This is a genomic window from Streptococcus marmotae (genome assembly GCF_001623565.1).
GTDB classification, from domain to species: Bacteria; Bacillota; Bacilli; order Lactobacillales; family Streptococcaceae; genus Streptococcus; species Streptococcus marmotae.
This window is the reverse complement of the sequence record NZ_CP015196.1, coordinates 1,844,403-1,870,291: the sequence shown is the minus strand read 5'-3', so window position 1 is coordinate 1,870,291 and position 25,889 is coordinate 1,844,403. Positions and strand designations below refer to the sequence as shown.

The following is a 25,889-nucleotide window of genomic DNA, read 5'->3' as shown; positions in this document are numbered from 1 at the left end:
TCAGGATGTCGCCAGTAACGTCTACTGCAAGTAGCACTGCAAAATACAGACCGACGGTCAAATTCCCCCTGAATGGTCGTGACTTTTCGAACACATCTTTTACAGGTAAATGTTCTACTATCGTACCACAAACTAGATTCCTGAGCTTTCAACTTTTGCTATTTTCCTCCTTTCATTTTCTGCATTATGCGCCCTCAGAGCCATCGTCATCTGTACTTCCTAACAGTGCGAAAAATGATTGAAATTCTAGTTTTTGGAATTACTAGCTCTCATCCTCTGATTTTTTCTTGCCCAATCCAAGTAAGGCCGCAACTCCTAATGCGGTAACGCCGTATGCAAATGCAACATTTCCTGCAGTATCACCTGTGTTTGGTAATTCCGCTTTCGCTGGTTCTACTGGTTGAGCAGGAGTGCTTGGAGCGGCTGGTGTTGCTGGCTCAGCTGGTTTGCTTGGTTCTACCGGTTTACTTGGCTCAACTGGTTTACCTGGAGTTGGTGGTACTGGAGTTGTTGGAGGTGTTACTGGTGGAACCGGTGTTGTTGGTGGCGTTACCGGCGGAACTGGTCTTACTGGAGGTACTGGTGTAGTTGGTTTCTTCTTGTACACGTAGGTTACTTTCTTATGGCCATTTGTGTAGCGACCGCTTGGTTCGTCACCTTCTACGCGTACCAATTCATAGCCTTCAATCTCTTTTGGAGTTGTTGTATATGGATCGTTCGGTTTGCCTTTACTGTTTTCTTGTGGTGCTACTGGATTGCCAGCTTCATCCACATAGTTGACTTCAAGGTCGCCTTCTTTCAACTTATAAATATAGGTAACATCTGTGTTTCCTTTGACAACCTTACCAATTTCCTTATCGCCTTCTTTCACCTTCACCAGTTCATAGACTAGACCATCCTTACCAGTAATTTCTTTCGGAATTTCTCTACCATTTTCATTGGTATTGTAATCCGTTCCAACTAGCGATTTTGGTGTATCAATTGTTGGATTTTGAATCACTTTACCTTCTTCATTCACATAGTGAACAGTTACTGTACCTGCTGGAAGATATGGTACTGGAGTTGGTTTTTTCGGATCTACTGGAGTTGGTGGAATATAGCCGCCATTTGGATCCTTTGGTAATGGTTTTGTTGGATCGCTTGGATCTACTGGTATGTAGTCTGGAACTTCTGGCAATCGTGGATCATCACTCGGATCTTCTGGTGTCTCATCGTACGGTACTTCTGGAATTTTTCCGCCTGTCTCTGGGATCGTTGGATCATGAGGATCATTTGGATCTACTGGATTCTTAGGATCTTTTGGAATATAAGGTATATATCTTTCTGGAGTATCTGTTGGTGGAACTTCTTTGTAGACATAAGTAATTTCAGTTCTACCTTCAACGACCTTACCTTTTTCAGCTCCGATAGTCTTACTTGGTACAAGCTCATAAGTCTTGCCGTCAGCTGTTGTGATGGTGATTGGTTTATGATCGAAGGTTTCATACACTGTACCAGTTGATGTTAACGGTGTATCTGTCTCATCTTTAGCGATTGGATTGCCAGATTCGTCTACATAGTGGACAAGGACATCACCTTTGACTTCTTCGTAGACATAAGTCACTTCGGTTGTACCTGGTGTGACTTTACCGTCTTCCTCACCTTTCGTCAAGTTTGGAACACGTTTGTAGGTCTTACCATCTGGAGTTTTGATTTCTTCCGGACGGTTGTCTTTCGTATCGTAGTCTTTACCGGTTGATGTTTCTGGTGTATCTGTCACATCTTTAGAAATTGGATTGCCGTCTTTGTCTGTATAATGAACAACGACATCACCTTTGACTTCTTTGTAGACATAGATAACTGTTTGATTTTCATCTTTGACCTTACCGCCAACTGGTGCAGAGCTTACCAAGTGGCCATCCTTATCAACGTCACCTACTCCATATTCACCTGCCGGTACGAGCTCATAAGTCTTACCGTCAGCAGTCGTAATGGTTGATGGTTTTAATTCGTCCGTTTTAGTATTGTAATTTGTACCTGTATCGGCTTCTTTTGCAACCTCTTTAGCTGGTGCAATTGGTTTTCCATCCGTATCTACATAGGTTACATCGACATTACCTTTTTGGAGTTCATAATAGTAGACAATACGTGTCGTCCCCTCAACAACTTTACCATCCTCAGCTCCAGCAACTTTTTCGATGCGTTTGTAGACTTTGCCGTCTTTTGTCGTAATCTTATCTGGACGATTATCAGTCGTTGTATAGTCTGAACCTGTTGAAGATGCAGGCGTATCAATTACAGCACCTACCCACTCTGTACGATCCGCATCATCTTGCTTATCTTGAGTATCTGCTGTTGAGACATTTCCAATCGTCACGCCATTGCTTCCGACACCTGTGATAGCTTCGCCTGTACCATTGACACGGTAAAGGACAACGACATCACCTTTGACTTCTTCATAGACATAGGTAATCACTTTTGGTGTTTCACCTACTTGACCAGTTGGCTCATCAACACCTTCTGTACCAAGTTTTGAGGTTACTAGGTGCCCATCCTTGGCAACATCTCCGACTGGATAGTTACCTTCTTTGGTCACTAGTTTATAGGTCTTACCAGTTTCAGGGTCTTTGATAGTATTTTCTCTTTGTGGCTCTGAATCATACGAAGTTCCAACTGGCGTATCTTTAGGTTTTACTTCTGCAGGTTTATGGATAGGTTTTCCTTCAGTATCCACATATTCTACTGTAACTTGACTACCTTTTTTAGCAGCATATTCATACTGAATGACTTGTTTTTCTTCAGTAACCGTACCTGTCGTTGGAGCTGATTCTGTCTTGACTTTTGGTGTTCCGTCAGGATTTGTCACCAATTCATAAACAACACCGTCTTTATCCTTCAAGGTTGTTGGCGGGGTATCTTCGTACTTCGTTCCAACAGGTGTGTCTTTCGCTTTGACAACCGTATCGCTCTTATCTGTATTGTCTTCTGGGTACAGACGAGTTGTTGTGCCTTCTACATAATACTGAGCAGCTACTTCGCCACCTTTTTTAGCAGCATATTGATACTGGATGACTTGTCCGCCACCATAGGCAATGATTCCCTCTTGTGGTGCTGAACCATCTTTCAAGACAGGCTTGCCTTCTTTAACGACTAATTCATAAACAATACCATCTTTGTCTGTCAAAGTTGGTGGAACATCCTTATCTGAATAGTCCTTGCCGTCAATGTCTTCAGCGACTAATTTTTTCGTAGGATTTTCTTTGTCATAATCCGCTAGTTCTGGATACAAGTGAGTATCTGTATTTTCTACGAAGTACTCTGCCTCAACTTTTTCAATTTTCGCATACTCGTAAATAACGCTATCCGATTGTCTCCAACCATTACGGATAGTCGCAATACCAGTCACATTTCCTGGAGCATTGATCAATGGTTCATAGAAAGGTATACGATCGTTTGGACCTCCAGCGAACTCAAACGGACGACCATTCACAGCTGAATGCACTAGATATTCGCCGTTTTCAAAACCTTCTTCCTTAAATGCAGAAGCTGTTTTCTTAGCAATCGGTGCATGGTAGAAAGCCTCACGATCAGATGAAGTCGTTGTTGCAAAATACGAAGCAATTATTTCCTTCTTATGCTCATCAAGTGACTTGCTCGGATCTTTAGCAAATCTCTGGCTAGCCTCCTCATTGATATATAAATTATAGGTCGATTCAGGATCGTTTAGGTCTGCTTCTGATACATAATATTTATGATCAAAAGTTGTGTATTTTTTGATATTGGCAAAGAACTCCTCTGCACTTGGTAGTGTCGCTGCATCTGCTGGGTCATCAGCGTTCTTTGGACTTACATAGATAGTCGCAGTACCATGACCAGTATTTGTATCGAAAACAACCTTACGGTAAATGGTCATCGGACCTTTTCCTAATGGTGCTACCAATCTTTTATAAGTAGTATCCCCTGCAAGAATTGTTGGCGTCTCTGTTACAATCCCATCTTTATTCTCATTTTTAGAGACTAATTTATATCCTGGAATATCAAATGGTTCGGTTGTATAATTGAACCCGCTCCACCCAGATTGCGTATAATCAGATAACAATGGTTTATTTGTTTTATATTCTACATACTTGGTCACTTGTTCATCATAAACAGGCGCACCGATAACTGATTCATCTAGATGCACAACAGATGTCCGATTTGTCGCTAATAAGTTCTCCTCAATCCCAATTTTATGGCTTTTATCACTTGCTTTTTCAGGAGAAATTGTAATCTGTCCATCTTTCCCCACCGAGACAGTGGGGTTTTTAGGATCAATCTCAGAAAAAGGGCTCGAAGATCCTTGTTGATTCGTATCTGCGACAAATGCTTCTGCTAATGGTTTTCCGTCCGCATCAACAGGAGTTACATAGACATGAGGAGGCTTATTTCCAGTTGCTGGAGCTTCACTATCAATAGATAGGATATACTTCAAATTTGGGTTTTCTTTGTAGCCTATATTGGCATAGGTATAACGTCCTGCTACTGGATCAAGGTACTTAGGTGTTTTTGGATCTGTAACACTATAATCATTTTGAATTTTAGGCTGATTATCTGCTTGAATCTTCTCAGCATTTTCTAGTAGCGGAGAGGTAGGAGTTGTAACTCCTGTCTCACGGAAGCCTGATGTTCCTAGATTGTTAAAAGACTGTCCTTGATTTGGAAAGGCTTCTTCTCTGCTTGGTGCTTTTGGACGGTTGGCACGTCTTACTTCGTCAGCAAGGGCTTCGAGAGCTGTAGCATCTGTCACTTCGTTGACCCATGTGATAAAGCTTGCTTTTAGCTCTTCTGACAAATTTTCATAACCATTGATACGGCTCACTACTGTGGCTTTTTCAGCGCTTAAATCCACTGATGGAACCTCTACACTTTCTGGTTTTACTTCTTCAGTCAAGACTTCTGCTGCTTTACCAGTCTCCGCTTTTTCTTCAACAGCAGCAGCCGCATTTTCTTCTGGTTTAGCTGAAACTTCTTTAGCTACCTTTTCTTCAATAGTTGCTGGAGTTTCGCTTGCTCCAGTTGCTGTCTCTGGCTGTTCTGTAGTGGCTGCAACTGCTTCTGTATCTGAATTTACAGCAACCGCTGTTTCCTCAGCATATACAGTTGGGGCACCCAAAAGGACTGAGCCTAGGAAAACAGAACCCACTCCTACCTTAAATTTCCGAATTGAAAAACGATCTTTTTTTCTAAAAAACATCTTTTTCTCCTTTCTATTGTAGAATTCAACTAGATACAAGGCATTATTTCAAAAAGCAGGCTTTTTGAAATAAAAATGATATTATATTCACAATGAGTTCTCTACACAGGCAAAAAGTCAGTAAAATCGGACTTTTAGAGCTATTTAAGGATTCAAAAGAAAGAAATCTATCTTGTACGCTTTTCCCTTATAAGTGTACGTTTCAAAAGGTCTACTATTTAGAACAATTTTAATCAATTTTTTCGTCTACAAGCTGACATTTCCTACTAAAATCTGCTTCAGAATAAAGCACACTCTGATTGCATCTGAACCAATAGCATAAACACGAGCAAGTAACTGAGATTGAATTTGCTCTATCATGGTTTTTATTTTTAGTATAGTATAAAAAACAAACCTACCACAAAATGTGATAGGCTTGTTCACTTGATGCTATTGGATAGAAAGTTTAGCATAGGAATAACTGCTATTTGTATTTTTAGAACGCTAATCCATAAAAGATAGCTGCGAGTAAACCTCCGATGATTGGGCCAATAACTGGTACAAGTGCATAGCCCCAATCTGAATCGCCCTTGTGCTTCAATGGGAGAATAGCGTGCATGATACGAGGTCCGAGGTCACGCGCTGGATTTAAGGCATATCCTGTTGGACCACCAAGAGATACTCCGAGGGAAACAATCAAAGCTCCAACAGTCAAGGTACCAAGACCGGCTGGCATATCGTAATTACCAAAAGCAAGCAAACCAAGTACGAGAACGAAAGTACCGATTGCTTCACTGATTGTATTGTTTACAGTGTTGCGGATTGCAGGGCCTGTAGAGAAAGTCGCAAGCACTGCTCCAGTATCTTCTGTAGCATCATAATGATCCTTGTACATCAAGTACACCAAGATACTTCCGATAAAGGCTCCGATAAATTGTGCACCGATATAAGGAAGGACTGAACTCCAAGGAAGATTTCCTGCATAAGCCATTGCAATCGATACAGCAGGGTTCAAGTGAGCAGGGCCTAATACACCACTCACAAAGGCTGCCATTGCAACTGCAAGCCCCCAACCAATTGTAATCACAATCCAACCAGCATCTTTACTCTTACTCTTATCGAGTACCACACCTGCAACAACACCATTCCCCAATAAGATCAGTAAGGCTGTCCCGATCACTTCACCTAATAATTCTTTTGCCATAATATAGCTCCTTTTCTATGTTTATTTATTAAAGTTTCCTAATTTTTCAAGTAAGCCAAGTCATTCTTGACCAAAGTTTCATCCAATAAGGCCCGTTGTGCTACTTTTTCTTCCTCAGACCAGTCGTAGTAGGCTGCCATTTCAAGAAGGACATCATCGACAATGCTATCCAACTGCTCCCGCATAAAGAGCATATAATTTGTCCGACGGAGAAGATAGTCAACAGCTGTCAAGGTCATTTCTTCTTTCATGGCATAATGTAGTGACAATAAATCACGCTGATTGAGCTGGCTAACTGCTTCTACTTTATGGTTCAAGGCAAAGACTTTCGGTGCATTTGAACCATATAAATTCGCAAGATAGAGCGCATCATCGTAGTGCAAGCCTTTTTTCACACCTAATTGTGCCAAGTGTTCAATTTCTTCTGCTACATTAGCTGGATTTAATTCTCCGCCTGAGACAGGATAGGTTTTTGAATTAATCAACCTAAATTTGCGACCGTACTCTGTTTCAAGGATTTCTGCCACTTTTTCAAGTGCTCCTTCAGCCATTTTACGGAAGTCCGTAATTTTTCCACCTGCAAGGGTCAACAAACCATTATCATCACGGTCAAGCGATGAGCCACGAGAAACTGCTGACGGATCCAAGATCTTTTCAGATACGCTGCCTTCTAGTTGTGTCAAATCGTGTTCGACATCATCGCGTGATTTTTCATGATTAAGATAGGCTTTGACCGTATCAATCAGGGTGTTAAAACTATCATCACTCAATTTACCATTGTTTCCACCATTGTAGTCTGAAGCACCATTTCCAGACAATAATGGACGGAGTCCTGCCCAACCACTTTCAATATCGTCAATGGTTAAGTTTGCTTCTGGGAAACGATTATTGACAATGGTAAGCAAGTAGTCAACATCTTCTTGGGTTACCGTTGGATTTGCCAAATCTCCTGTGTAATCTGTATCCGTTGTTCCAAAGTAGGTCTTGTTTTCACGAGGAAGGACAAAGACCATACGACCGTCTGCCTCTCCTGTATCAAAGTAGGTTGGTTGAGGAACGGATAGGCGAGCACTATCTACAACTAAATGCACTCCTTTTGTCGGTCTCATCTGGAATACACCACTACCTTCATCACCGAGATTGCGGACTTCATCACTCCATGGACCAGTTGTATTGATAACGAGTCGGGCACGAATTTCAAAGCTGGTATCTGTCAAAAGGTCACGAGCTACAATTCCTACGACCTTATCATTCTCATCCTTAATAAAGCGCTCTGCTTTGACACGGCTCGCAATCAAAGCTCCATCTTTAGCTGCACGTTTGATATTTTCAATAACTAGACGGGCATCGTTATTGCGGAAGTCAAGGTAAACACCACCACCAACAAGGCCTTCTTGTTTCAAGTGAGGCTCACGCTCTAACACCTCTTCTTTGGTCAAGACTTTGTTCGCCAAGTCTGTATTGTTCACCCCTGCTAGGAGGTCATACAAGTCCATCGCAACTTTTAGGCGGAACATACTAAAAGTGGAACCTTCTTCATCATAGACGGGAAGAAGCATTGGGTCTGGTTTTGGAATGTGAGGGGCAATTTGTTGCACAACTGCACGTTCTGATACCGTATCCGAGACAACTTCCACATCAAATTGTTTCAAGTAACGCAAGCCACCATGAACCAATTTTGTCGAACGGCTACTGGTCCCTTCAGCGAAATCTTGCATTTCGATTAAGGCTGTCTCCATTCCACTTGCCGCTGCTTGAAGAGCGACACCTGCACCAGTTATGCCGCCTCCGATAACCAGCAGATCAAGCTGTCTATCCTGCATTTTTTCAATGGCTAATCGTCTTGTTTCTTTTGAAAATTCCATTTTGTACTCTCTTTTCTATTCTTCTTCATCTATTTCAGCAAACAATTGAGTTGCCGCAACAGCTTTCTTCCAACCTTTGTACAATTGTTCTTTCCGCGCATCGTTCATGGCTGGCTGGAAGGATTGACCAACGGCATTCAGAGTCTTTAATTCCTCCAAATCTTTCCAGAAGCCAACTGCTAGACCTGCAAGAAAGGCTGCGCCAAGGGCTGTTGTTTCCAAGTTTTTAGCCCGTGCAATTTCAATGCCCAAAATATCTGCTTGGAACTGCATGAGGAGACTGTTCATCGCTGCACCACCGTCCACTTTCAAGACAGAAATTGGCATACCAGAGTCAATTTGCATCACATCAATGACATCACGAACTTGGTAGGCAATGGATTGGAGCGTTGCTTTGACAAAATCTTCTTTTGTTGTTCCACGTGTCAAACCAAAGACAGAGCCTCGTGCATCTGAATTCCAATAAGGTGCTCCAAGACCTGTGAAAGCTGGTACTACATAGACTTCATCATTGCTGGTAGACTTGCGCGCTAATTCTTCAGATTCAGGAGATTCTTTGACCATGCGCATACCGTCACGCAACCATTGAACAGCACTACCTGCGATAAAGACTGAACCTTCTAAGGCATAGTAGACTTTTCCATTGATTCCGTATCCGATAGTTGTCAAGAGGCTATTTTCAGATAGCTGCATCTCTTCGCCTGTATTCATGACAATGAAGGAACCTGTACCATAGGTATTTTTTACCATACCAGGTTCAAAGGCCAATTGTCCAAAGAGGGCTGCTTGCTGGTCACCTGCCATACCTGAAATCGGAACTTCTGCCCCATAAAAATGGAATGGAGCTGTCTTACCATAAATTTCTGAGTTAGACTTGACTTCTGGCAAGATAGCTTTTGGAATGTTCAAGAGGGCAAGAATTTCATCATCCCATTTGAGTTCCTTGATGTTGTAAAGCATGGTACGCGCTGCATTGGAGTAATCTGTGACATGGCAACGACCGTTTGTCAATTTCCAAACAAGCCAAGTATCAATTGTTCCAAAGAGCAACTCGCCCTTTTCAGCTCGTTCTTGTGCGCCAGGAACCTGATCTAAAATCCAACGAACCTTGGTTGCTGAGAAATAGGCATCGATAACAAGACCTGTCTTTTTGTGAATCATGTCAGAGTAGCCGTCATGTTTTAATTGATCAGCAAGATGAGCTGTCTGACGAGATTGCCAGACAATGGCATTATAAATAGGAAGACCAGTTTCCTTATCCCATACAACGGTTGTTTCACGTTGGTTGGTGATTCCAATCCCTTCGATTTGAGCAGGATTGATACCACTTTCGATAAAGGCACCAGCAATGACAGACTGGACTGAGTTCCAAATTTGATTGGCATTATGCTCTACCCAACCTGGCTTTGGAAAAATTTGCGGAAATTCCTTCTGGTAGCTACCAACTTTTTCTCCCTTTTTATTGAAGATAATGGCACGCGAGCTTGTCGTACCTTGGTCAATGGCCATAATGTATTTTTCTTGTGTCATAGGAGACCTCCGTTTTTACTTTTTTGAAAACGCTTCCGTTTTCTCTCTACTCCTATTGTATCTTATTTTCTACCAAAAACCCTATCAAAAAATTTTATTTCGTAAAAATTTTTGATACGACAAATCATATAGGCGATTAAACCTTCCTCATTTCAGCTTCTATCGCCTCTCCATTGGAAAGTTAGGCTCTTCTATGCGACTTCCTGCAACCTTTTCTTTGCTCAGTTGAATCGTCTGAATCATTTCCTTCAGGGTAATCAGGTCTTGCTCGTACAAGCCCTGGTGAAAATAATAAATAGACGATACTGCGCATTCTTGACCATCTGAAACCACTAGGTCATATGCTTTATCTTCTACAACAGGCTCAATCACTACAGCATACTTGCGTTCAAATTCTTTTTGGAGCTGAAATAAAATTGGCTCTGCTAAAATAGGCGATTGATAGGAAAGAAAACCGATACGAACAAGAACCGGTCGTACTTGGTTGAGATAGGAAAACAGAGAGGCCAATGGATACACTTTCTCTTTACTTTGAAAGGTAATTGTTGGAAATTGCGGTTGATAAAATCGCTCAAGAACCTCGGACAAAAAGTCAGAAGCCCTAGCCACATATTCTTCCTGCTTTGTCGTCCAAACCTGCTCTTTTAGACATCCTTTGAAAAAATACAAACTGCCTAATAACTGATTGAGATAGTAGAGAATTTTTTCATCAATTGGAAAATGTTGCCCCAACTCTTGACGAATAGTATGATAAGACCAAGTTGTTGCCTCCCGAATCGGACCACCAAATGCCAGCATTCTCTCAATCTTCTGCGGCGCTAAAATCGACTGACTAAACAAGAAAGCAAAAAGGGACATCACCTCTCCTTCTCGCATCGTAGACGATTGGTATTGAGAGAGGGTTAGGGAAAATTGGCGTAATTCTTTGTACCATTTCTGCTCCATATAAGGTGTCATCAGCTGAATAGTCTCCTTAAAATCAACTTCCTGCAATCTCCCTCGTCTCTGTGAAATTCCTAGCCATAAAGTCAGTTGCAAGGTTTGAAAGAAATTGAAGTGCGAATCATAGAACCGCTCAAAAAGGGGAAGAAAACGAAAAGCAGGAGCAAAGAGAGAATGATGTTTTACCTCATTTAACACCTTGGTCTGTAAGAATAATTGATAGTAAAAATACCGAATTTGCAATTCGCTTCCTTTTAGTCTTCCATTACGAATACTGATTTGAAAATCCTGTAAAAGATGATTCAGTGCAGCCAATTGCCGATTCAAACTCGCCTCACTCATGAGTAAATGCTGGGCTAGAGCTTGAATGGAAAATTCCTCACGATCAAAAATATAGAGTAAAATCTGGTACTTGGTGCTAAATTGACAAAGATGAGCAAGCCAGTTCTCGTACACTAACTGGTTGGAGCGGGTATAGACAACTTCTTCCTCTTGAACTTTCAACGATACTCCTAGGTGTTCATCATGCGTTTCTGCTACAAAGGATTCGATATAGCGAATCAAGGTTGGCCGTGATAACTGGAGGGCTTGGCTTACTTCTTTTAATGGTAAACTGGATCGACTACTGCGCAAGCGCTGAACCAGAAAATAAATGGCTCTCTCTCGTTTTTCCAGAAGATCCTCAATCTGCATGACTCACCTCCTCTTTTTGGTGAAGGTAGCGTTGACAGGCTTCGATGACAATCGGAACCAGATTGGTATAACGTGGCAAACAGAGCCAACTTTGCTCGACCATGTCCTGAGCTGTCATCCCATTTGAAATAGCCAAGGCCAAGGTATTCATCTGCTGAATGTGACGAGAAGTCGACAGGAGTTGACCGCCTAACAGTCGACCATCCGAGCGTTGGACAATCAATTTGAAGGTTAATTCTTCTGTCTCCCATTGACTATAGGGAGCTTTTATGAGGACGGAATCCACGTCTGTCCAAAGTTGAGCTTGCCTTTCTGTCAAACCAACACTTGTCATATTGTAGCCAAAAAGATGACTGGAAACAATGCGTTGAACTTCTTTTAGAGGGCGCTTGGGAGACACTAAATTATAGGCCACCAGTCGACCAGTTAACATCGCATGGTTAATCAGAGGAAGATAAGCCTGACCAAAAAAGGCAAATGGCAACTGAATCAAGTCGCCAATCGCAAAAATATGAGGCTGACTCGTTTGTAAATACTCATCTACTTGAATGGTCTGATCCGGATTGCAGTCTAAAACATCAGAAACCAAATCTGTATTGGGTTGGAAATTCGTTGCCAAGAGTAGGTAATCCGCTTCGTACTGACCTTTTAGGGTTTCAACACGAACCTTGCTCCCATCCTCTGTTAAGCAGATTGTTTCGACTGTTTCTCCTACATGAAGTTTCACATGACGCTTTCTTAATTCAGCTTCAATGTCCAGCATCAATTCCTCATCGACATATTTGGCTAAGGGAGAAGTTTCAGCTTCAAAAAGTGTAACAGACAGCGGCAACTGACTCAAGGCTTCTACACTTTCTAAGCCAATTTGCCCTCCGCCAATGATGATGACAGACTGGGCTTTTTCGATTTTTTGCCAGCTTTCTTGGGCATCTGAAAAATACTTGGAAGACAAGATCCGCTCTCCCAAGCCTTTATCTGGAAAGTCCCATACTTGTCTTGCCCCCATAGCTAAAATAAGGGCATCATAAACTTCTGTTGTCCTAGTTTTTGCCTGTCGAATGATAATGGACTGGTCTTCTGCATCTAGCTGAACCAGTTCTGCTCCCAAGCGAAAATCAATTGTCGTTTGCTTAATCTGATTCACCAATCCACTTTGTGCTTCTGCAGCTGCCTTCATTTCTCCCTTCAACTGCCAATTTAAGACATTTGGAAAGTAACCGACCACTTCTTCCTTATCAATTAATAAAATATCAGCATCTGGATACAATTGATGACATTCCAAGGCAGCACTCATTCCTGCAAAAGATGCACCTACGATTATGATTTTCATACCATTTCCTCCATTTTCCTTATTATATCACAAATGATGAAAAGGGTTACAATACATCAATCGTCTGGGAGTGAGACAAACCACGATGAGCATGCCTCGCTCACTCACAAAATAATGTAATCTGGAAGATTACGTATAAAAATCAAAATCTGACTAGGCAACGAAATCGTAGCTAGAACTGAAGTTCAGCAAGGTGAGTTAACGACGTCAGACTTTGATTTTTGACGAGTATTAACAGTTTAACGCATATCAACAGCCAGGGAAGAGACGATTGATACCTGAGATTGGAAATCAAAAAACGAGGACTGTCTGGTTTGTACTACTCTATAAAAAAACGAATGTTTCCAGAAACCGATGAGATTTCGAGGAAGCATTCGTTTTTTTGGATAGAAATGGTATATTTTAAGAACCTGTATACACAAGTGAAGTGCTTTTTTCGCTAATCAAGGTTGTTTTTTGAAGGAATACGGACTGTATTTGGAAAAAAACGAACGATGAGTAGCTTAAAACTAGCCTTAGATAGAAGTGCTGAATTGTGAATACAGGTTCTAAGATTGCTCCAGCATTCCTGCCTGTAATTGATACATCTTATGATAGGCACCAGCTTTTGCCAGTAGTTCCTCATGTCTACCACTTTCGATAATCTTACCCTTATCCAACACATAGATACAGTTGGCATCTTGGATAGTGGACAAGCGGTGGGCGATCGCAATCGTTGTTCGACCTTTCCGCATTTTCTCCAGCGAATGTTGAACAATCTGCTCTGTTTCCGAGTCAATGTTGGCTGTTGCTTCATCCAAAATCAAAATCTTTGGCTTACTTGCAACTGTCCGAGCAAAGGCTAGCAATTGCCGTTGACCAGTAGAAAAACTACTACCGCGCTCTGTAACAGGGGCTTGGTATTTACCAGGTAATTTCTGGATAAATTGATCTGCATCAACAAATTCTGCCGCAAATTGTACTTCTTCGTCGGAAAGCTCTTGGTGCATTTTGATATTGGACTCAATCGTTCCATGATAGAGGAAGGGATCTTGCAAGACCAGCCCAATCTTCTTGCGCAATTCAGTCTGTGAAAATTGGCGAATGTCCTGACCATCAATCAAGACCTGACCAGACTGAAATTCATAAAAACGCATGAGGACATTGATAATGGAAGATTTTCCAGAACCCGTAGCACCAACAAAGGCAATCGTCTCCCCTTCCTTCACTTGAAAGGAAATACCATCCAAAATCTGTCGCTTACCATCATAAGAAAAAGATACATCACGAAATTCGATGATTCCTTGTTTAATCTGAGCAGAACTATTTTCTTGCTTCGGCTCAAAATTCCTTTCATCAATTAAGTCAAAGACACGCCCTGCCGAAACCATAGAGGTTTGCAAGGTCGAAAAATTCTGTGTCACCTCAATCAAAGGATCAAACAGGCGATTGACATACTGGATAAAGGCATACATGAGCCCAGCTGAAATGCCTACCTCTAAGCCGTGAAAGCCAAAATAGGCCATCAAGAGCGCATAAGCTAGGAGTTTCAACAACGACATAGCAGGTCGCAAAAAACAAACTATCCAAGGCCATCGAACGATTGGCATAGACAACATGCTCTTGATTGATTGCCTCAAACTCAGCCTTCAAGCGTTCTTCCTGACCAAAGGCTTGAACAATCCGAATCCCTTCAATACTTTCAGCCAATTTACTGTTGATGTCACTCAAAAGACTTCTGGTCTTTGTAATAACGGCAACGGATTTTTTCCGATAGAGATTGACCAAAAGAAAAATGAGGGGAAGCAAGAGTGCCACTAAAGCAGTCAGACGAATATCCAGCATCAGCATGGTATAAAGGGTGACGCTAAAAATAAAAATAGCTGAAATAAAACTCGATAAAATCCCAGAAAACATCTCCGAAATGGCTTCTGTATCATTGGTAATCCGTGAGACAATCGAGCCAGCAGGCGTGCGGTCAAAATAAGACATCCCCAAGCGCTCCATATTCGAAAACGCATCCCTGCGAATATCACGGACAATACTATAAGAGACCTTCGCAAAAAAGAGATTGCCAAAATATTGAATCACTGTCTGCAAGACATACATCATGTAATAGCCTACCAAGAGTAAGACCGCAGTTTGATTAACATTACTTAAATAATGGTCAATAAAATGAGAGGCAATCAGAGGAATACTATTTTTCACAACCGTTGTCAATAACAGTAAACCCAAAGCCAAAGTTGTTAGCCACTTATAGGGCTTCAGATAGGACAAGAGTCGTTTCAAAACCATCCATTGATTTGGCTTTTTCATATCAAATCTCCTCCATTTCTAACTGCTGAGAAGCATAGGTCTGGGCATACCAACCACCTTGATTCAGTAAATCCTCATGACGACCACTCTCAATAATCTGTCCATTTTGCATCACCAAAATCAAATCTGCATGGACAACGGCTGACAAGCGATGAGCTGAGATAATCGTCGTTTTAGCCTGTCTAGTTTCTTTAAGATTTTCGATAATGGCATGTTCCGTTTTAGCATCAACAGCTGATAACGAATCGTCTAAAATCAAAATATCTGGGTCTAAAATCATGGCCCGACTCATGGCAAGTCGCTGCTTTTGACCGCCTGATAAAGACACACCTTTTTCACCAATCAGGGTAGAAAAACCGTCGGGCATGGCGACAATATCCTCATACACTTGGGAGAGTTTGGTTGCCGCTTCGACTTCTGCTAGCGAAAGAGAAGGATTGCCAAAACGGACATTTTCTAAAATCGTCGTCGCAAATAAGAATTGATCTTGCGGTACATAACCAATTAAACTTCGAAGGTCAGACAAACGATAATCACGCAAATCGTGACCATTTAAGGTAATCTTTCCCTGATTAACATCTTGCTCCCGTAATAACAATTTAATCAAGGTTGACTTCCCAGAACCCGTTTGCCCCACTAAGCCCAAGGTCTGTCCTTTTTCCAAAACGAAGTGAATATCCGATAAGGTTTGGTCATCTTCGTAGCTGAATTGGTCCACATCATAGACCAGACGACCATTTGCGATCCTCTCAACAGGATGTTCTGGATTTTGAATGTCCGATTCTTGATCTAAGAGTTTTTGAATTCGATCGTAGGAAACATGCCCCCGCTGAGCAATATTAAATAGAAAACCAATTGCCATCAAGGGCCAAACCAGCATATCCAAATAGGTTACAAAGGTTACCAAATCGCCAATCGTTACCTGCCCTTGGGCAATCATGAGAGCTCCAACCGCAAGCGTCAAGACATAGGAACCTCCGATGAACAAGAGCACTAGAGGATCAAAAAGCACATCATAGCTCATGGTACGCATATTTTTTACGAAGGCCATTTCATTGATTTCTTGAAAAGCGGTGATTTCATCCTCTTGATAACCAAAAGACTTGGTCACCTTGATACCAGCCACACTTTCTTGCACCTTGTTGTTTAATTCCGAAAAAGCCGCTTGAGAACCCTTGGTTGCTTCATGAGTCTTTCGACCAAGTTTGCTTGTCGCTAAAGCCATAAAGGGCAAGGGAAGTACGGCAATCAAGGTCATTTGCCAAGAAATGGTAAAAAACATCGTCACTAGAGTTACCAAAGCTGTAATTGAAGCGTCAACCGCTGACATGACACCCCCTCCAGCCAATCGAGTCAAGGAGTTAATATCATTGGTGGCATGGGCCATTAAATCCCCTGTCCGATGTTTCTGATAAAAGGAAGGGGACATTTTAGTGAAATGATCAAACAAACGGTAACGAATAAGCTGACCCAAGCGGTAGGAAGTCCCTAAAATATACATCCGCCATACATAGCGCAAGCCATACATAGCAAAGGCTGCAAGAATTAGGTAGAAAAGCTGAAGCAGAAGTTCACTTCCTGTCAAACTTTTCCGTGTAATGGCATCGATAACATGCCCCATAATTTTTGGCGGAATCAAATTTAAAACAGCGACCAAGCTCAGGGAAGCAATCCCAATGACATAGCGCCGTTTTTCCTCTTTAAAAAACCACCAGAGATTTTTTATAATCGACATTCTTTTCCTTTCTGTTTACACAATGGAGTTTCCATTATACCATGAACAAGTGATAAAATCGTTGTTCAGAGATTGCCAACTGCTCACTTCCGCAAATTATTTCGCCTTCTCCAGCATAATTGCCTTATAGTGTTTAATCTTATAGTCCAATCTGCTGATCGCTGCTAATAACTCATCCGCTTTCTTCTGCAATTTCTCACGCTCGTCGACTAAAATCGCACGGCGTTCCTCTACATGCTCATCTTCCCCATCTTGACACAGGCTGATATACTCAATCAACCGCTCAACCGAAACCCCTGCACTCCGAAAACAACGAACAAATTCCAGAGCAGCCAAGTCTTGTTCGCTAAAATCACGAACACCCGCACTTGTCCGCCGAATCGGTGGAATTAAGCCAATTTTCTCATAATAGCGAATGGTATCGCTCGACAAGCCAGACAATTCACTTGCCTTCTTAATATTCATCTACTCACCTCATTTCTAGTATATACGCTGGTGCTTACCCTAAGTCAATCGAAAGAAGAAAAACTCTAAAATGGTCATTTCAGAGTTTCCTATTTTCTATTTTTCCATAACAGCGATAATTGCCTTTGCTTCTTCTTTTGTACAAGAAACCAGCGGCAAACGAAGTGGCCCTACTTCAAATCCTTGATGATTGAGAACAGCTTTTAGGGGAGCTGGACTAGTCGTTGAGAAAAGAGCATCCACTTTCGGCAATAATTTCCGCTGAATGCTTGCTGCCTCTGCTACATTTCCCTTATCCAAGGCATCAAACATGGCATAAAAATCATCTCCATTGGTATGAGCTGCTACGCTAATCACACCTTGTGCTCCTAGAGCCTTGGCATGGAAAGCCTCCCCATCTTCACCAGTATAGACCAAGAAGTCTTCAGGGGCATTCTCAACTAAATGGGAAATCGTAGCTACTCCTGTACAATCCTTAATCGCGATAATGTTTGGATGTTGAGCCAAGCGTAGAGAAGTTTCTACAGTCAAACCTGCTACTGTACGCCCTGGGACATTATAGACCATGATGGGCAAACTACTAGCATCTGCAATAGCCTTGTAATGCTGATACAGCCCTTCTTGCGTTGGCTTGTTATAGTAGGGAGTTACTGCAAGCCCTGCAGCAAAACCTCCAAATTCTGCAACCTCACGTGCAAACTCAATCGAATCCCGTGTATCGTTGGTTCCAATTCCCGCAATCAAGGGCACACGACCCGCAACAATTCGCTGTACTTCTGCGAACAACTCCAACTCTTCCTCATGGGTTAAGGTCGGACTTTCTCCTGTCGTACCAGCTAAAATCAACCCTTCCGTATGGTGTGCAAGTAAATGCTCAATCAACTTAGGCAATGCCTTAAAGTTGATACTCCCATCCTCATGAAAAGGCGTCACAAGCGCCGTAATAATGCGTGCTTTTCTCAATTCTTCTAAAGACATTGCTTTCCTCCTAAGTGATAAATTTGATTTATTTTAATTCAAAAACAATTTCTTCCGTTGGACGAACCAATCCACGTTCATGTAGGGTTTCAGCGATTTGAACAGAGTTCCACGCCGCTCCCTTCAATAAATTATCTGAAACAACCCACATATGAATTCCTTTTTCAGCATCCAAATCTTTACGGATACGACCGACAAAAGTCTCACGTTTTCCAACAGCATTGATGGCTTGTGGGTAAATCTGATGAGCGACATCATCTTCTAATACAGCACCTGGAAAGGCTGCAATTGCTGCTTTGACTTCCTCAATCGGTGCTACTTCTTTTGTTTCAATATAAACAGATTCTGAATGAGCCGATAAAACTGGAATACGCACACAAGTCGCAGAAACCGCAATGCTATCATCTTCCATAATTTTCTTGGTCTCGTTGGTCATTTTCATCTCTTCGTAGGTGTAATCATTGTCTGTAAAGACATCGATTTGTGGAAGAGCGTTAAATCCGATTGGATAATGCTTCTTATCACCACCAGAAGGTAAGATATTCGCTTCTACATCTTTTGGTGCTACGCCATCATTTAAAACTGCACGAAGTTGGGCCTGTGTTTCTAAAATCGCTCCCATACCAGCTCCAGAAACAGCTTGGTAGGTTGATACGATAATGCGGTCCAAGCCCCATTTTTGACGAACAGGTTCTAAGGCTACCATCATTTGAATGGTAGAGCAGTTTGGACAAGCAATAATTCCTTTATGAGCATCTAATGCATGCGCATTGACTTCTGGTACTACTAATGGCACATCAGGATTTTGACGGAAATACGAGGTATTGTCCACCACAACCGCTCCGGCTTTTACGGCATAGGGTGCGTACTTAGCTGATGTAGAACCGCCTGCTGAGAAAAGGGCAATATCGACACCTTCAAAGGCATCTTCTGTTGTCTCTTCAATCGTCACATCTTGTCCTTTGAACTGCAAGACCTTACCAGCTGAACGAGCAGATGCCAAATACCGTACCTTGTCAATCGGCAAGGTTGACTCTTCCAACATCTGAATCATCTGTGCACCAACTGCACCAGTTGCACCAACAACAGCTACTGTATATCCCATAAACTACCTCTTTTTTCGAATTTTCTAAAAATTTATCTACGCTTGCTATTATACACTTTTTTTCAGTAAATGAAAAGATGTTTACGATAAAAAGATGAAAAGGCAGAAACAAAAAGACCAGGATTTCTCCTGGTCAGGGGCACTTTCGTGTGATAAGCAGGTTCACACAACTTATCAAGGTCCGCTCCTGCGTTTTGACCTCCCTAGCGTGAAAGTGGTTACTGCCACATTCGGCTCATCGCATGGTTCTATTATAGCAGATTTTATCGCTAATGCAAATTTTTCTTTCTTTTGTTCATGAATAGCAGTCTCTATCAGCTATACCAGTAGCTGAATGAGGACTTCCACCACATCTCCTGCATCTTTTTCAATTTTCTGGCGAATCTTTTTTGGGCTACCAATAATATAGCAGATATTGCTGTTTTATATATACTTACTTGCTTCACGAATGCTGAGAGGTGCCATTTTCTCTTCATATTTGGCAATAAAGTCCCTCACCCAAGCTGGATTGACTTTGGAATAATCGCGTAAACTCCAGCCAATCGCTTTATTGATGAAAAACTCTGTTTGACCGAGGTTATTGACCACTATTTGCTCTAACAACTCCGTATCTGTATTTTGCTTGCGCAATAGTTGGTGGTCAATCGCAACCCTGCGCAACCAGATATTATCAGAAACACTCCAGTCCAGTAAAACAGATTTGGCCTTGGGATAAGAAAAAGCAATCTCCCCCGCAATTTTATCCAATCCATCGACTGAGTCCCACCATGAATGCGTTGTAATCAAGGTTTTCAAGCGAGGCAAATCCTCAGGCGTCAACTTTCCTTTATTCATAGCCAGGTAATCAATTGCTGTATAATGGATTTCACGGTAGGGATTAGCCCAGGCCTGCTCGACAAAGTTCCAATCAATAGGATTCTTCTGATAAGGCTTAAAAAATTCCTTGCTGATTTTCCTGCGTAAGCTAGCTCTCACCCCCAAAAAAGGAAATTGGTTGCGAAGGTAGGCCGCCATTTTCTCTGCCTCTTCGACAGACGCAACTGCCTTCAATTGGTCTTGAAGTTCTTCTACCCGCATCCTTATTCCTCCAATAAACTTTTTTGTAACCAAACAATATCGTGCCATTTATCAAATTTGTAACCAACCTTTTTAAAATGCGCCACCTGCTCATACCCACGGTTCTTATGAAAGGCAATACTAGCCTCATTTGGCAGAGAAATGCAGGCTACAAAGTTCTTAAAACCGCGTTGGATCAATTCGCTTTCCAAGGCATCATACAAAGCGCTTCCTAGTCCTGAACCACGCTTTTCCTCGTCTAGATAAATCGTTAATTCTGCTGTCCAATCGTAAGCGGCTTTATCGTAGTAAGTCGAAGCATAGGCATAACCCATGACCTGCCCGTCATCTTCAGCAAGGAGAAAGGGAAAACGCTCGTTTATCTGCTCTATTTTCCGTTGGAAATCCTCTTTGCTAGGTACCTCCAAATCAAAGGTAATGGCTGTTTTCTCTACATAAGGTTCATAAATCGCTCGAATAGCTGCCGCATCGATTGCTTGTGCAGTACGAATCACTAACATGTTTTTCCTTCTTTCATCAACCAGTCATATAGGCTCACATCGCTCGAATCTTCCAAAAATGGGGCTAAAGAAATCTACCTGTTGTTGTAATAAAGCCCGTAATTCTGTCAATTCATCTTCTTTTAATAGATAGCGATAAGATAGGTACTCGCACATCCCCTCCTCAAACCAGAGATCTTCTCTCGTATCACCATATTCCGAACCAAAGAGATCGCTATCGTGAGTGATTTCGTGCAAAAATATCTGTAGCATCTGATAGTCTGGCAACGACTGGTAATACCGACTTAATTGTAGGGGCAACTCATACGCTTTAAAAGCCTTTAAAAACAAGATTTTCCACTCTTTCTTATCAGGACACATCACTATCCGCGTCCCATTGTTATAGGCAGGTAAGTCATGGTTGCCAAACACCAGATTGGCAAAGTCTGCCTTGGTCCAAACGACAAACAAAGCTGGTTCTTTTAAGGCAAAATGATTCGCAAGGTAATCTTGGTATTCCTGAGCTTTTTCAATCAATACTTCTGTTACTGGCTGAATTGCTAACCAATCGTTTTCTGTTTCATAAGCATAGATTTGCCTCATCTCTCCAACAACTCCCTATCATAAATGGTGTAGTCACAGCGGTAAATAATCAAGCGTTTGCCGTCAATCAACAGTTCTGAAGTCTTTGGTGCATCAGAAGCGTATAAAGAAACCTTATTTCCTGCATAGGTCGCAAGCGGTGTCCCATTTTGTGAACGAATCAAAATAACTTTTGCTTTTCCAGTAAAGTCGTTTTTAAATTTCGAAACCATACGATTGAGAATTGGAACTGCTGCTTGTTGATCGTCTGCGGTCGCATTCTTTTGGTATTTCAAGAAAATATCTTCTAAGCCATCTTCTACTGCAATCAAGGATGATCCCACGTGATCAATTTCATATTTGCCCAAGGTGATTTTCAAAACGGAACTATCTCCCTTTGAATTTCCTTCACTATCCACCGAATCAAACTCTTCATTTCGAGCAATGGATAAGGATTTCCCAGACATTTGATCAATCAGTTGTGAATTTTCATCATAGGTCCGTACTGTCATATCTAGTCCAATCCACTCTGCCTTGGTATTTTTCCACCAGTTCTGAATAGACTGACAGCCTGCCAATACACCGACCGATAAGCTGAGTACAAGAGCTATTTTCAACCATTTCTTTTTCATGTTTTTATTTCCTCCTTTATCTAAAGTATTATACCAAAAAACTGGAGAAAATCCCCAGTTTTACGATAAAATGTGATTGGTGACGGCTTTTAAAAGAGGCCAATTGCAGTTCCGTCTTCTGCCACGTCCATGTTCAGAGCCGCAGGCAGTTTCGGTAGACCTGGCATGGTCATGACATCTCCTGTCAGAGCGACAATGAAGCCTGCTCCCAGTTTTGGTACGAATTCACGAATCGTGATGTCAAAGTTTTCAGGGGCACCAAGAGCAGTCGGATCATCTGAAAAACTATACTGGGTTTTGGCCATACAAACAGGCAACTTGTCCCAGCCGTGCTTAGCAAATTCACCCAATTGCGTGCGGGCTTTCTTTTCAAAGACAAGCCCCTTACCGCCATAAATCTCTGTCACAATCTTCGTAATTTTTGTTTCCAAGCTATCCTCTGCCTGATAAAGGCGTTTATACTGGGCAGGTTGTGCTTCAAGCGTGTTAATGAGAGTTTCAGCCAAGTCCACACCACCTGCTGCACCATCTGCCCAGACGCTGGCGAGTTCGACTGGCACACCTATTTCTGCGCAGAGTTTTTTCAAAATTGCAATTTCTGCTGGGGTATCTGTGACAAATTCGTTAATGGCAACAACTGCTGGAACCCCATATTTTTGAATATTTTCAACATGGCGTTTGAGATTGGCAAAGCCCGCCTCCACCGCTGCTACATTTTCTTCTGAAAGATGTTCTTTTGCTACACCGCCATGCATCTTAAGTGCTCTGAGAGTTGCCACAATCACAACCGCATCAGGGGCTTTAGGGAGATTGGGTGTTTTAATGTCAAGGAACTTCTCTGCTCCAAGGTCTGCCCCAAATCCTGCTTCTGTTACCACAATATCTGCCAAACGAAGCGCTGTTGAAGTCGCTAAAACAGAATTGCAACCATGTGCAATATTGGCAAAGGGACCTCCGTGCACAAAGGCAGGCGTACCATAAATCGTCTGCACAAGATTGGGTTTTAGAGCTTCTTTCAAAATCAAGGTGAGCGCACCCTCAACCTTCAAATCTCGAACATAGACTGGACTGCGGTCAAATCGGTAACCAATGACAATATTCGCCAATCGCTCTTTCAAATCCTTTAAATCCGTTGCCAAGCAAAGAATAGCCATGATTTCAGAGGCAACCGTAATATCAAATCCATCCTCACGTGGAATGCCGTTCAAGGGACCGCCCAGACCGACTGTTACCTTACGAAGTGCTCGATCATTCAAGTCTACCACGCGTTTCCAGATAATTCTACGCTGATCAAGACCCAAACTATTTCCTTGATGAATATGGTTGTCAATCAGGGCAGAAAGAGCATTATTAGCGGTGGTAATCGCATGCATATCCCCTGTAAAATGCAGGTTAATATCCTCCATCGGCAAGACCTGTGCATAGCCACCACCAGCAGCTCCGCCTTTTACTCCCATGACAGGACCGAGCGACGGCTCACGAAGTGCAATCATCGTTTTCTGACCAATCTTAGAAAGTGCATCTGCTAGACCGATTGTCACAGTCGACTTCCCTTCTCCTGCGGGCGTTGGATTAATGGCTGTTACCAAAATCAGTTTCCCAAGCTCATTTTCTTTGACAGCTTCTATTTTTTCAAAGGATAATTTAGCCTTGTATTTCCCGTATAGTTCCAAGTCATCATAGCTAATCCCGACCTTTTCAACCACATCAACAATCGGCTGTAACTCCACACCTTGTGCAATTTCAATATCTGTTTTCATAGTAACTCCCATCTAGTTAATGAAAATAGTATAGCAGAATTTCAACTAAAACGCACATTTTATTACCATATTACGATAAATATTCGGTTTTTGCACTTTTAAAGAAAGGCCATTTTATACCATTCAGAATAGCTAAAAAAATCCTTTAAATCTTCTTATAGCGCTACCATTTCAAACGCTTTACCTAGCGTAAATTTTATAGTACAATAAAAACATGAAAATCTTGATTACTTCTGGCGGAACAAGTGAAGCGATTGACCGTGTCCGCTCTATTACTAACCACGCGACAGGAAATCTAGGAAAAATCATTGCAGAAAAATGCTTGAAAACTGGATTGGAAGTAACCCTTGTCACCACTAAAACAGCCGTAAAACCTAGCCCAACAGACAACTTAACCATTGTAGAGATTACAGATGTGGCTAGCCTTGCTCAGATCTTAGAAGAGCTTGTACCAACTCACGATGTCCTCATCCATAGCATGGCAGTCTCTGATTATAGCCCTGTTTATATGACCGGTCTTGACCAAGTGAAAAATACACAACCGATCGAAAGTTTACTTGAGAAAACCAATGTTGAAGGAAAAATTTCATCAAAGGATGACTACCAAGTCCTCTTTCTCAAAAAAACACCAAAGGTGATCTCCGTGATTAAAAAATGGAATCCTGAGATTCAGCTGATTGGCTTTAAACTCTTAGTCAATGTTGCCAAGGAAGAACTCTTTCAAGTGGCCCGTGCCAGCCTCATGAAAAATCAAGCAGACTACATCTTAGCCAACGATTTAGCAGATATTAGTCCGACTAGACACGGTGCCTATCTGGTCGACGAAACACATGCCTACCCCGCCCAAACTAAGGAAGAAATTGCTGATTTAATCATAGAAAAACTATTGGAAAAAAGGAGATAATATGGCTCGTATTACCCTAGCCGTTACAGGTTCTATATCTGCTTATAAAGCTGCAGACTTGACTAGTCAACTAGGAAAGTTAGGCCACTCGGTCACTGTCCTAATGACAAGAGCTGCTACCCAATTCATTACGCCATTAACTTTACAGTCTTTGTCCAAAAATCTCGTTCATACAGATGTGATGGTGGAGGAAAATCCTAGCTCTATCAAGCACATTGATATCGCCAAACAAACAGATGTCTTTCTGGTAGCACCTGCTTCTGCACAGACGATTGCCAAGCTTTCCTATGGCTTTGCTGACAACATTGTCACTGCTGTTGCCTTAGCCTTACCTAGCACCACACCCAAGTTGATTGCGCCAGCTATGAATACAAATATGTACCTCAACCCTGCTACCCAAGAAAATCTTAAACGGTTGCAGACATATGGCTTTGAAGAAATTTTACCGAGAGAATCCTTACTTGCTTGTGGTGATGTCGGAGTTGGTGCCCTTGCAGATAGTGATGTTATTTTAGAGAAAGTGAGTAATACCCTCCATGAGACGAACTAAATCTACTCAAGTTGCAATCCTAGCTATTTTCTTTGCCACAATGATTGTGATTGACATTCTCAGCTCTGTCATTTTTAATCTCTTGCCAGTCCCCATCAAACCAACGATTGTCCACATCCCAGTCATTGTAGCCTCCATTTTATATGGTCCTAAAATTGGGGCAACCTTAGGAGGAATGATGGGCATCTTGAGTGTGGTCCATAACACGATTATGCTCTTACCTACCAGCTATCTTTTTTCTCCTTTTGTTGCCAATGGGCAATGGTATTCTTTGGTTGTCGCTATCCTTCCACGTATATTGATTGGGGTAACGCCATACTTTATCTATCGCTTATCACAAAAGCGACTAGGCCTTCTCATTTCTGGAGCTATCGGCTCATTAACTAATACTGTCTTTGTTCTTGGAAGTATCTTTTTCCTCTTCTCATCTGTCTATAATGGAAATATCCAAGCAATGTTAGCAACTATTATTGGGACAAATTCGATTGCAGAAATGCTGATTGCAGCCTTTCTGACAGCAGCTATTGTACCAACTCTGCAAAAAGCGAAAAAATAATCAGAAAATCACGTGA

General features: G+C 41.9%; 18 protein-coding genes and 1 pseudogene. 3 read left to right on the top strand and 16 right to left on the bottom strand.

The window, feature by feature from the left end:
* Positions 1-262: 262 nt before the first annotated feature.
* From A4H00_RS09220 to A4H00_RS09145, 16 genes and pseudogenes are all read right to left on the bottom strand, one after another.
* Positions 263-5,212 (bottom strand): MucBP domain-containing protein, encoded by a 4,950-nt coding sequence (locus A4H00_RS09220; RefSeq protein ID WP_067090006.1) that lies wholly within the window; start codon positions 5,210-5,212, stop codon positions 263-265.
* A 475-nt stretch (positions 5,213-5,687) separates the two neighbouring features.
* The gene (locus tag A4H00_RS09215; RefSeq protein WP_067090002.1) at positions 5,688-6,395 is read right to left on the bottom strand and encodes an MIP/aquaporin family protein; all 708 of its coding nucleotides are present in this window, start codon (positions 6,393-6,395) and stop codon (positions 5,688-5,690) included.
* A 38-nt stretch (positions 6,396-6,433) separates the two neighbouring features.
* Entirely contained in the window at positions 6,434-8,260 is a 1,827-nt protein-coding gene (gene glpO, locus A4H00_RS09210) for a type 1 glycerol-3-phosphate oxidase (protein ID WP_067089999.1), read from the bottom strand.
* A 15-nt stretch (positions 8,261-8,275) separates the two neighbouring features.
* Positions 8,276-9,790: a glycerol kinase GlpK gene (gene glpK, locus A4H00_RS09205; RefSeq protein WP_067089995.1), complete on the bottom strand. Its 1,515-nt coding sequence runs from the start codon at positions 9,788-9,790 to the stop codon at positions 8,276-8,278.
* A 159-nt stretch (positions 9,791-9,949) separates the two neighbouring features.
* Positions 9,950-11,425: a helix-turn-helix domain-containing protein gene (locus A4H00_RS09200; protein WP_067089992.1), complete on the bottom strand. Its 1,476-nt coding sequence runs from the start codon at positions 11,423-11,425 to the stop codon at positions 9,950-9,952.
* The gene (locus A4H00_RS09195) at positions 11,415-12,755 is read right to left on the bottom strand and encodes an FAD-dependent oxidoreductase (RefSeq protein ID WP_067089989.1); all 1,341 of its coding nucleotides are present in this window, start codon (positions 12,753-12,755) and stop codon (positions 11,415-11,417) included. The genes A4H00_RS09200 and A4H00_RS09195 overlap by 11 nt, the downstream gene beginning before the upstream one ends.
* 548 nt (positions 12,756-13,303) lie before the next feature.
* Positions 13,304-15,050, bottom strand: a pseudogene (locus tag A4H00_RS09190) (ABC transporter ATP-binding protein).
* A gap of 1 nt (position 15,051) precedes the next feature.
* Positions 15,052-16,785: an ABC transporter ATP-binding protein gene (locus tag A4H00_RS09185; protein ID WP_067089986.1), complete on the bottom strand. Its 1,734-nt coding sequence runs from the start codon at positions 16,783-16,785 to the stop codon at positions 15,052-15,054.
* A gap of 96 nt (positions 16,786-16,881) precedes the next feature.
* Entirely contained in the window at positions 16,882-17,250 is a 369-nt protein-coding gene (gene nmlR, locus A4H00_RS09180) for a stress response transcriptional regulator NmlR (RefSeq protein ID WP_067089983.1), read from the bottom strand.
* Between the two features lie 96 nt (positions 17,251-17,346).
* On the bottom strand, positions 17,347-18,228 hold the full coding sequence (gene dapA, locus A4H00_RS09175; protein WP_067089979.1) for a 4-hydroxy-tetrahydrodipicolinate synthase: 882 nt from the start codon (positions 18,226-18,228) through the stop codon (positions 17,347-17,349).
* 28 nt (positions 18,229-18,256) lie between these two features.
* Positions 18,257-19,333: an aspartate-semialdehyde dehydrogenase gene (locus A4H00_RS09170; RefSeq protein WP_067089977.1), complete on the bottom strand. Its 1,077-nt coding sequence runs from the start codon at positions 19,331-19,333 to the stop codon at positions 18,257-18,259.
* Between the two features lie 423 nt (positions 19,334-19,756).
* Positions 19,757-20,410, bottom strand: coding sequence for a DNA alkylation repair protein (locus A4H00_RS09165; RefSeq protein ID WP_067089974.1), 654 nt, complete (start codon positions 20,408-20,410; stop codon positions 19,757-19,759).
* Positions 20,411-20,412: 2 nt separating this feature from the next.
* On the bottom strand, positions 20,413-20,910 hold the full coding sequence (locus A4H00_RS09160; protein ID WP_067089970.1) for a GNAT family N-acetyltransferase: 498 nt from the start codon (positions 20,908-20,910) through the stop codon (positions 20,413-20,415).
* Positions 20,911-20,934: 24 nt separating this feature from the next.
* Positions 20,935-21,492, bottom strand: a complete 558-nt coding sequence (locus A4H00_RS09155) for a hypothetical protein (RefSeq protein WP_067089967.1) — start codon at positions 21,490-21,492, stop codon at positions 20,935-20,937.
* Positions 21,489-22,103, bottom strand: a complete 615-nt coding sequence (locus tag A4H00_RS09150; RefSeq protein WP_067089964.1) for a DUF5052 family protein — start codon at positions 22,101-22,103, stop codon at positions 21,489-21,491. Before A4H00_RS09150 ends, A4H00_RS09155 begins: the two co-directional genes overlap by 4 nt.
* Before the next feature lie 89 nt (positions 22,104-22,192).
* The gene (locus tag A4H00_RS09145; protein WP_067089960.1) at positions 22,193-23,863 is read right to left on the bottom strand and encodes a formate--tetrahydrofolate ligase; all 1,671 of its coding nucleotides are present in this window, start codon (positions 23,861-23,863) and stop codon (positions 22,193-22,195) included.
* Positions 23,864-24,077: 214 nt separating this feature from the next.
* On the opposite strand from A4H00_RS09145, the gene A4H00_RS09140 reads away from it, so the two are divergent.
* Genes A4H00_RS09140 through A4H00_RS09130 form a run of 3 tightly spaced genes read left to right on the top strand, consistent with a single transcriptional unit; the run spans position 24,078 to position 25,873 of the window.
* The gene (locus A4H00_RS09140; protein WP_067089957.1) at positions 24,078-24,767 is read left to right on the top strand and encodes a phosphopantothenate--cysteine ligase; all 690 of its coding nucleotides are present in this window, start codon (positions 24,078-24,080) and stop codon (positions 24,765-24,767) included.
* 1 nt (position 24,768) lies between these two features.
* Positions 24,769-25,317: a phosphopantothenoylcysteine decarboxylase gene (gene coaC, locus A4H00_RS09135; protein WP_067089954.1), complete on the top strand. Its 549-nt coding sequence runs from the start codon at positions 24,769-24,771 to the stop codon at positions 25,315-25,317.
* Positions 25,304-25,873 (top strand): ECF transporter S component, encoded by a 570-nt coding sequence (locus A4H00_RS09130; protein ID WP_067089951.1) that lies wholly within the window; start codon positions 25,304-25,306, stop codon positions 25,871-25,873. Before coaC ends, A4H00_RS09130 begins: the two co-directional genes overlap by 14 nt.
* The last annotated feature ends 16 nt before the right edge of the window (positions 25,874-25,889 follow it).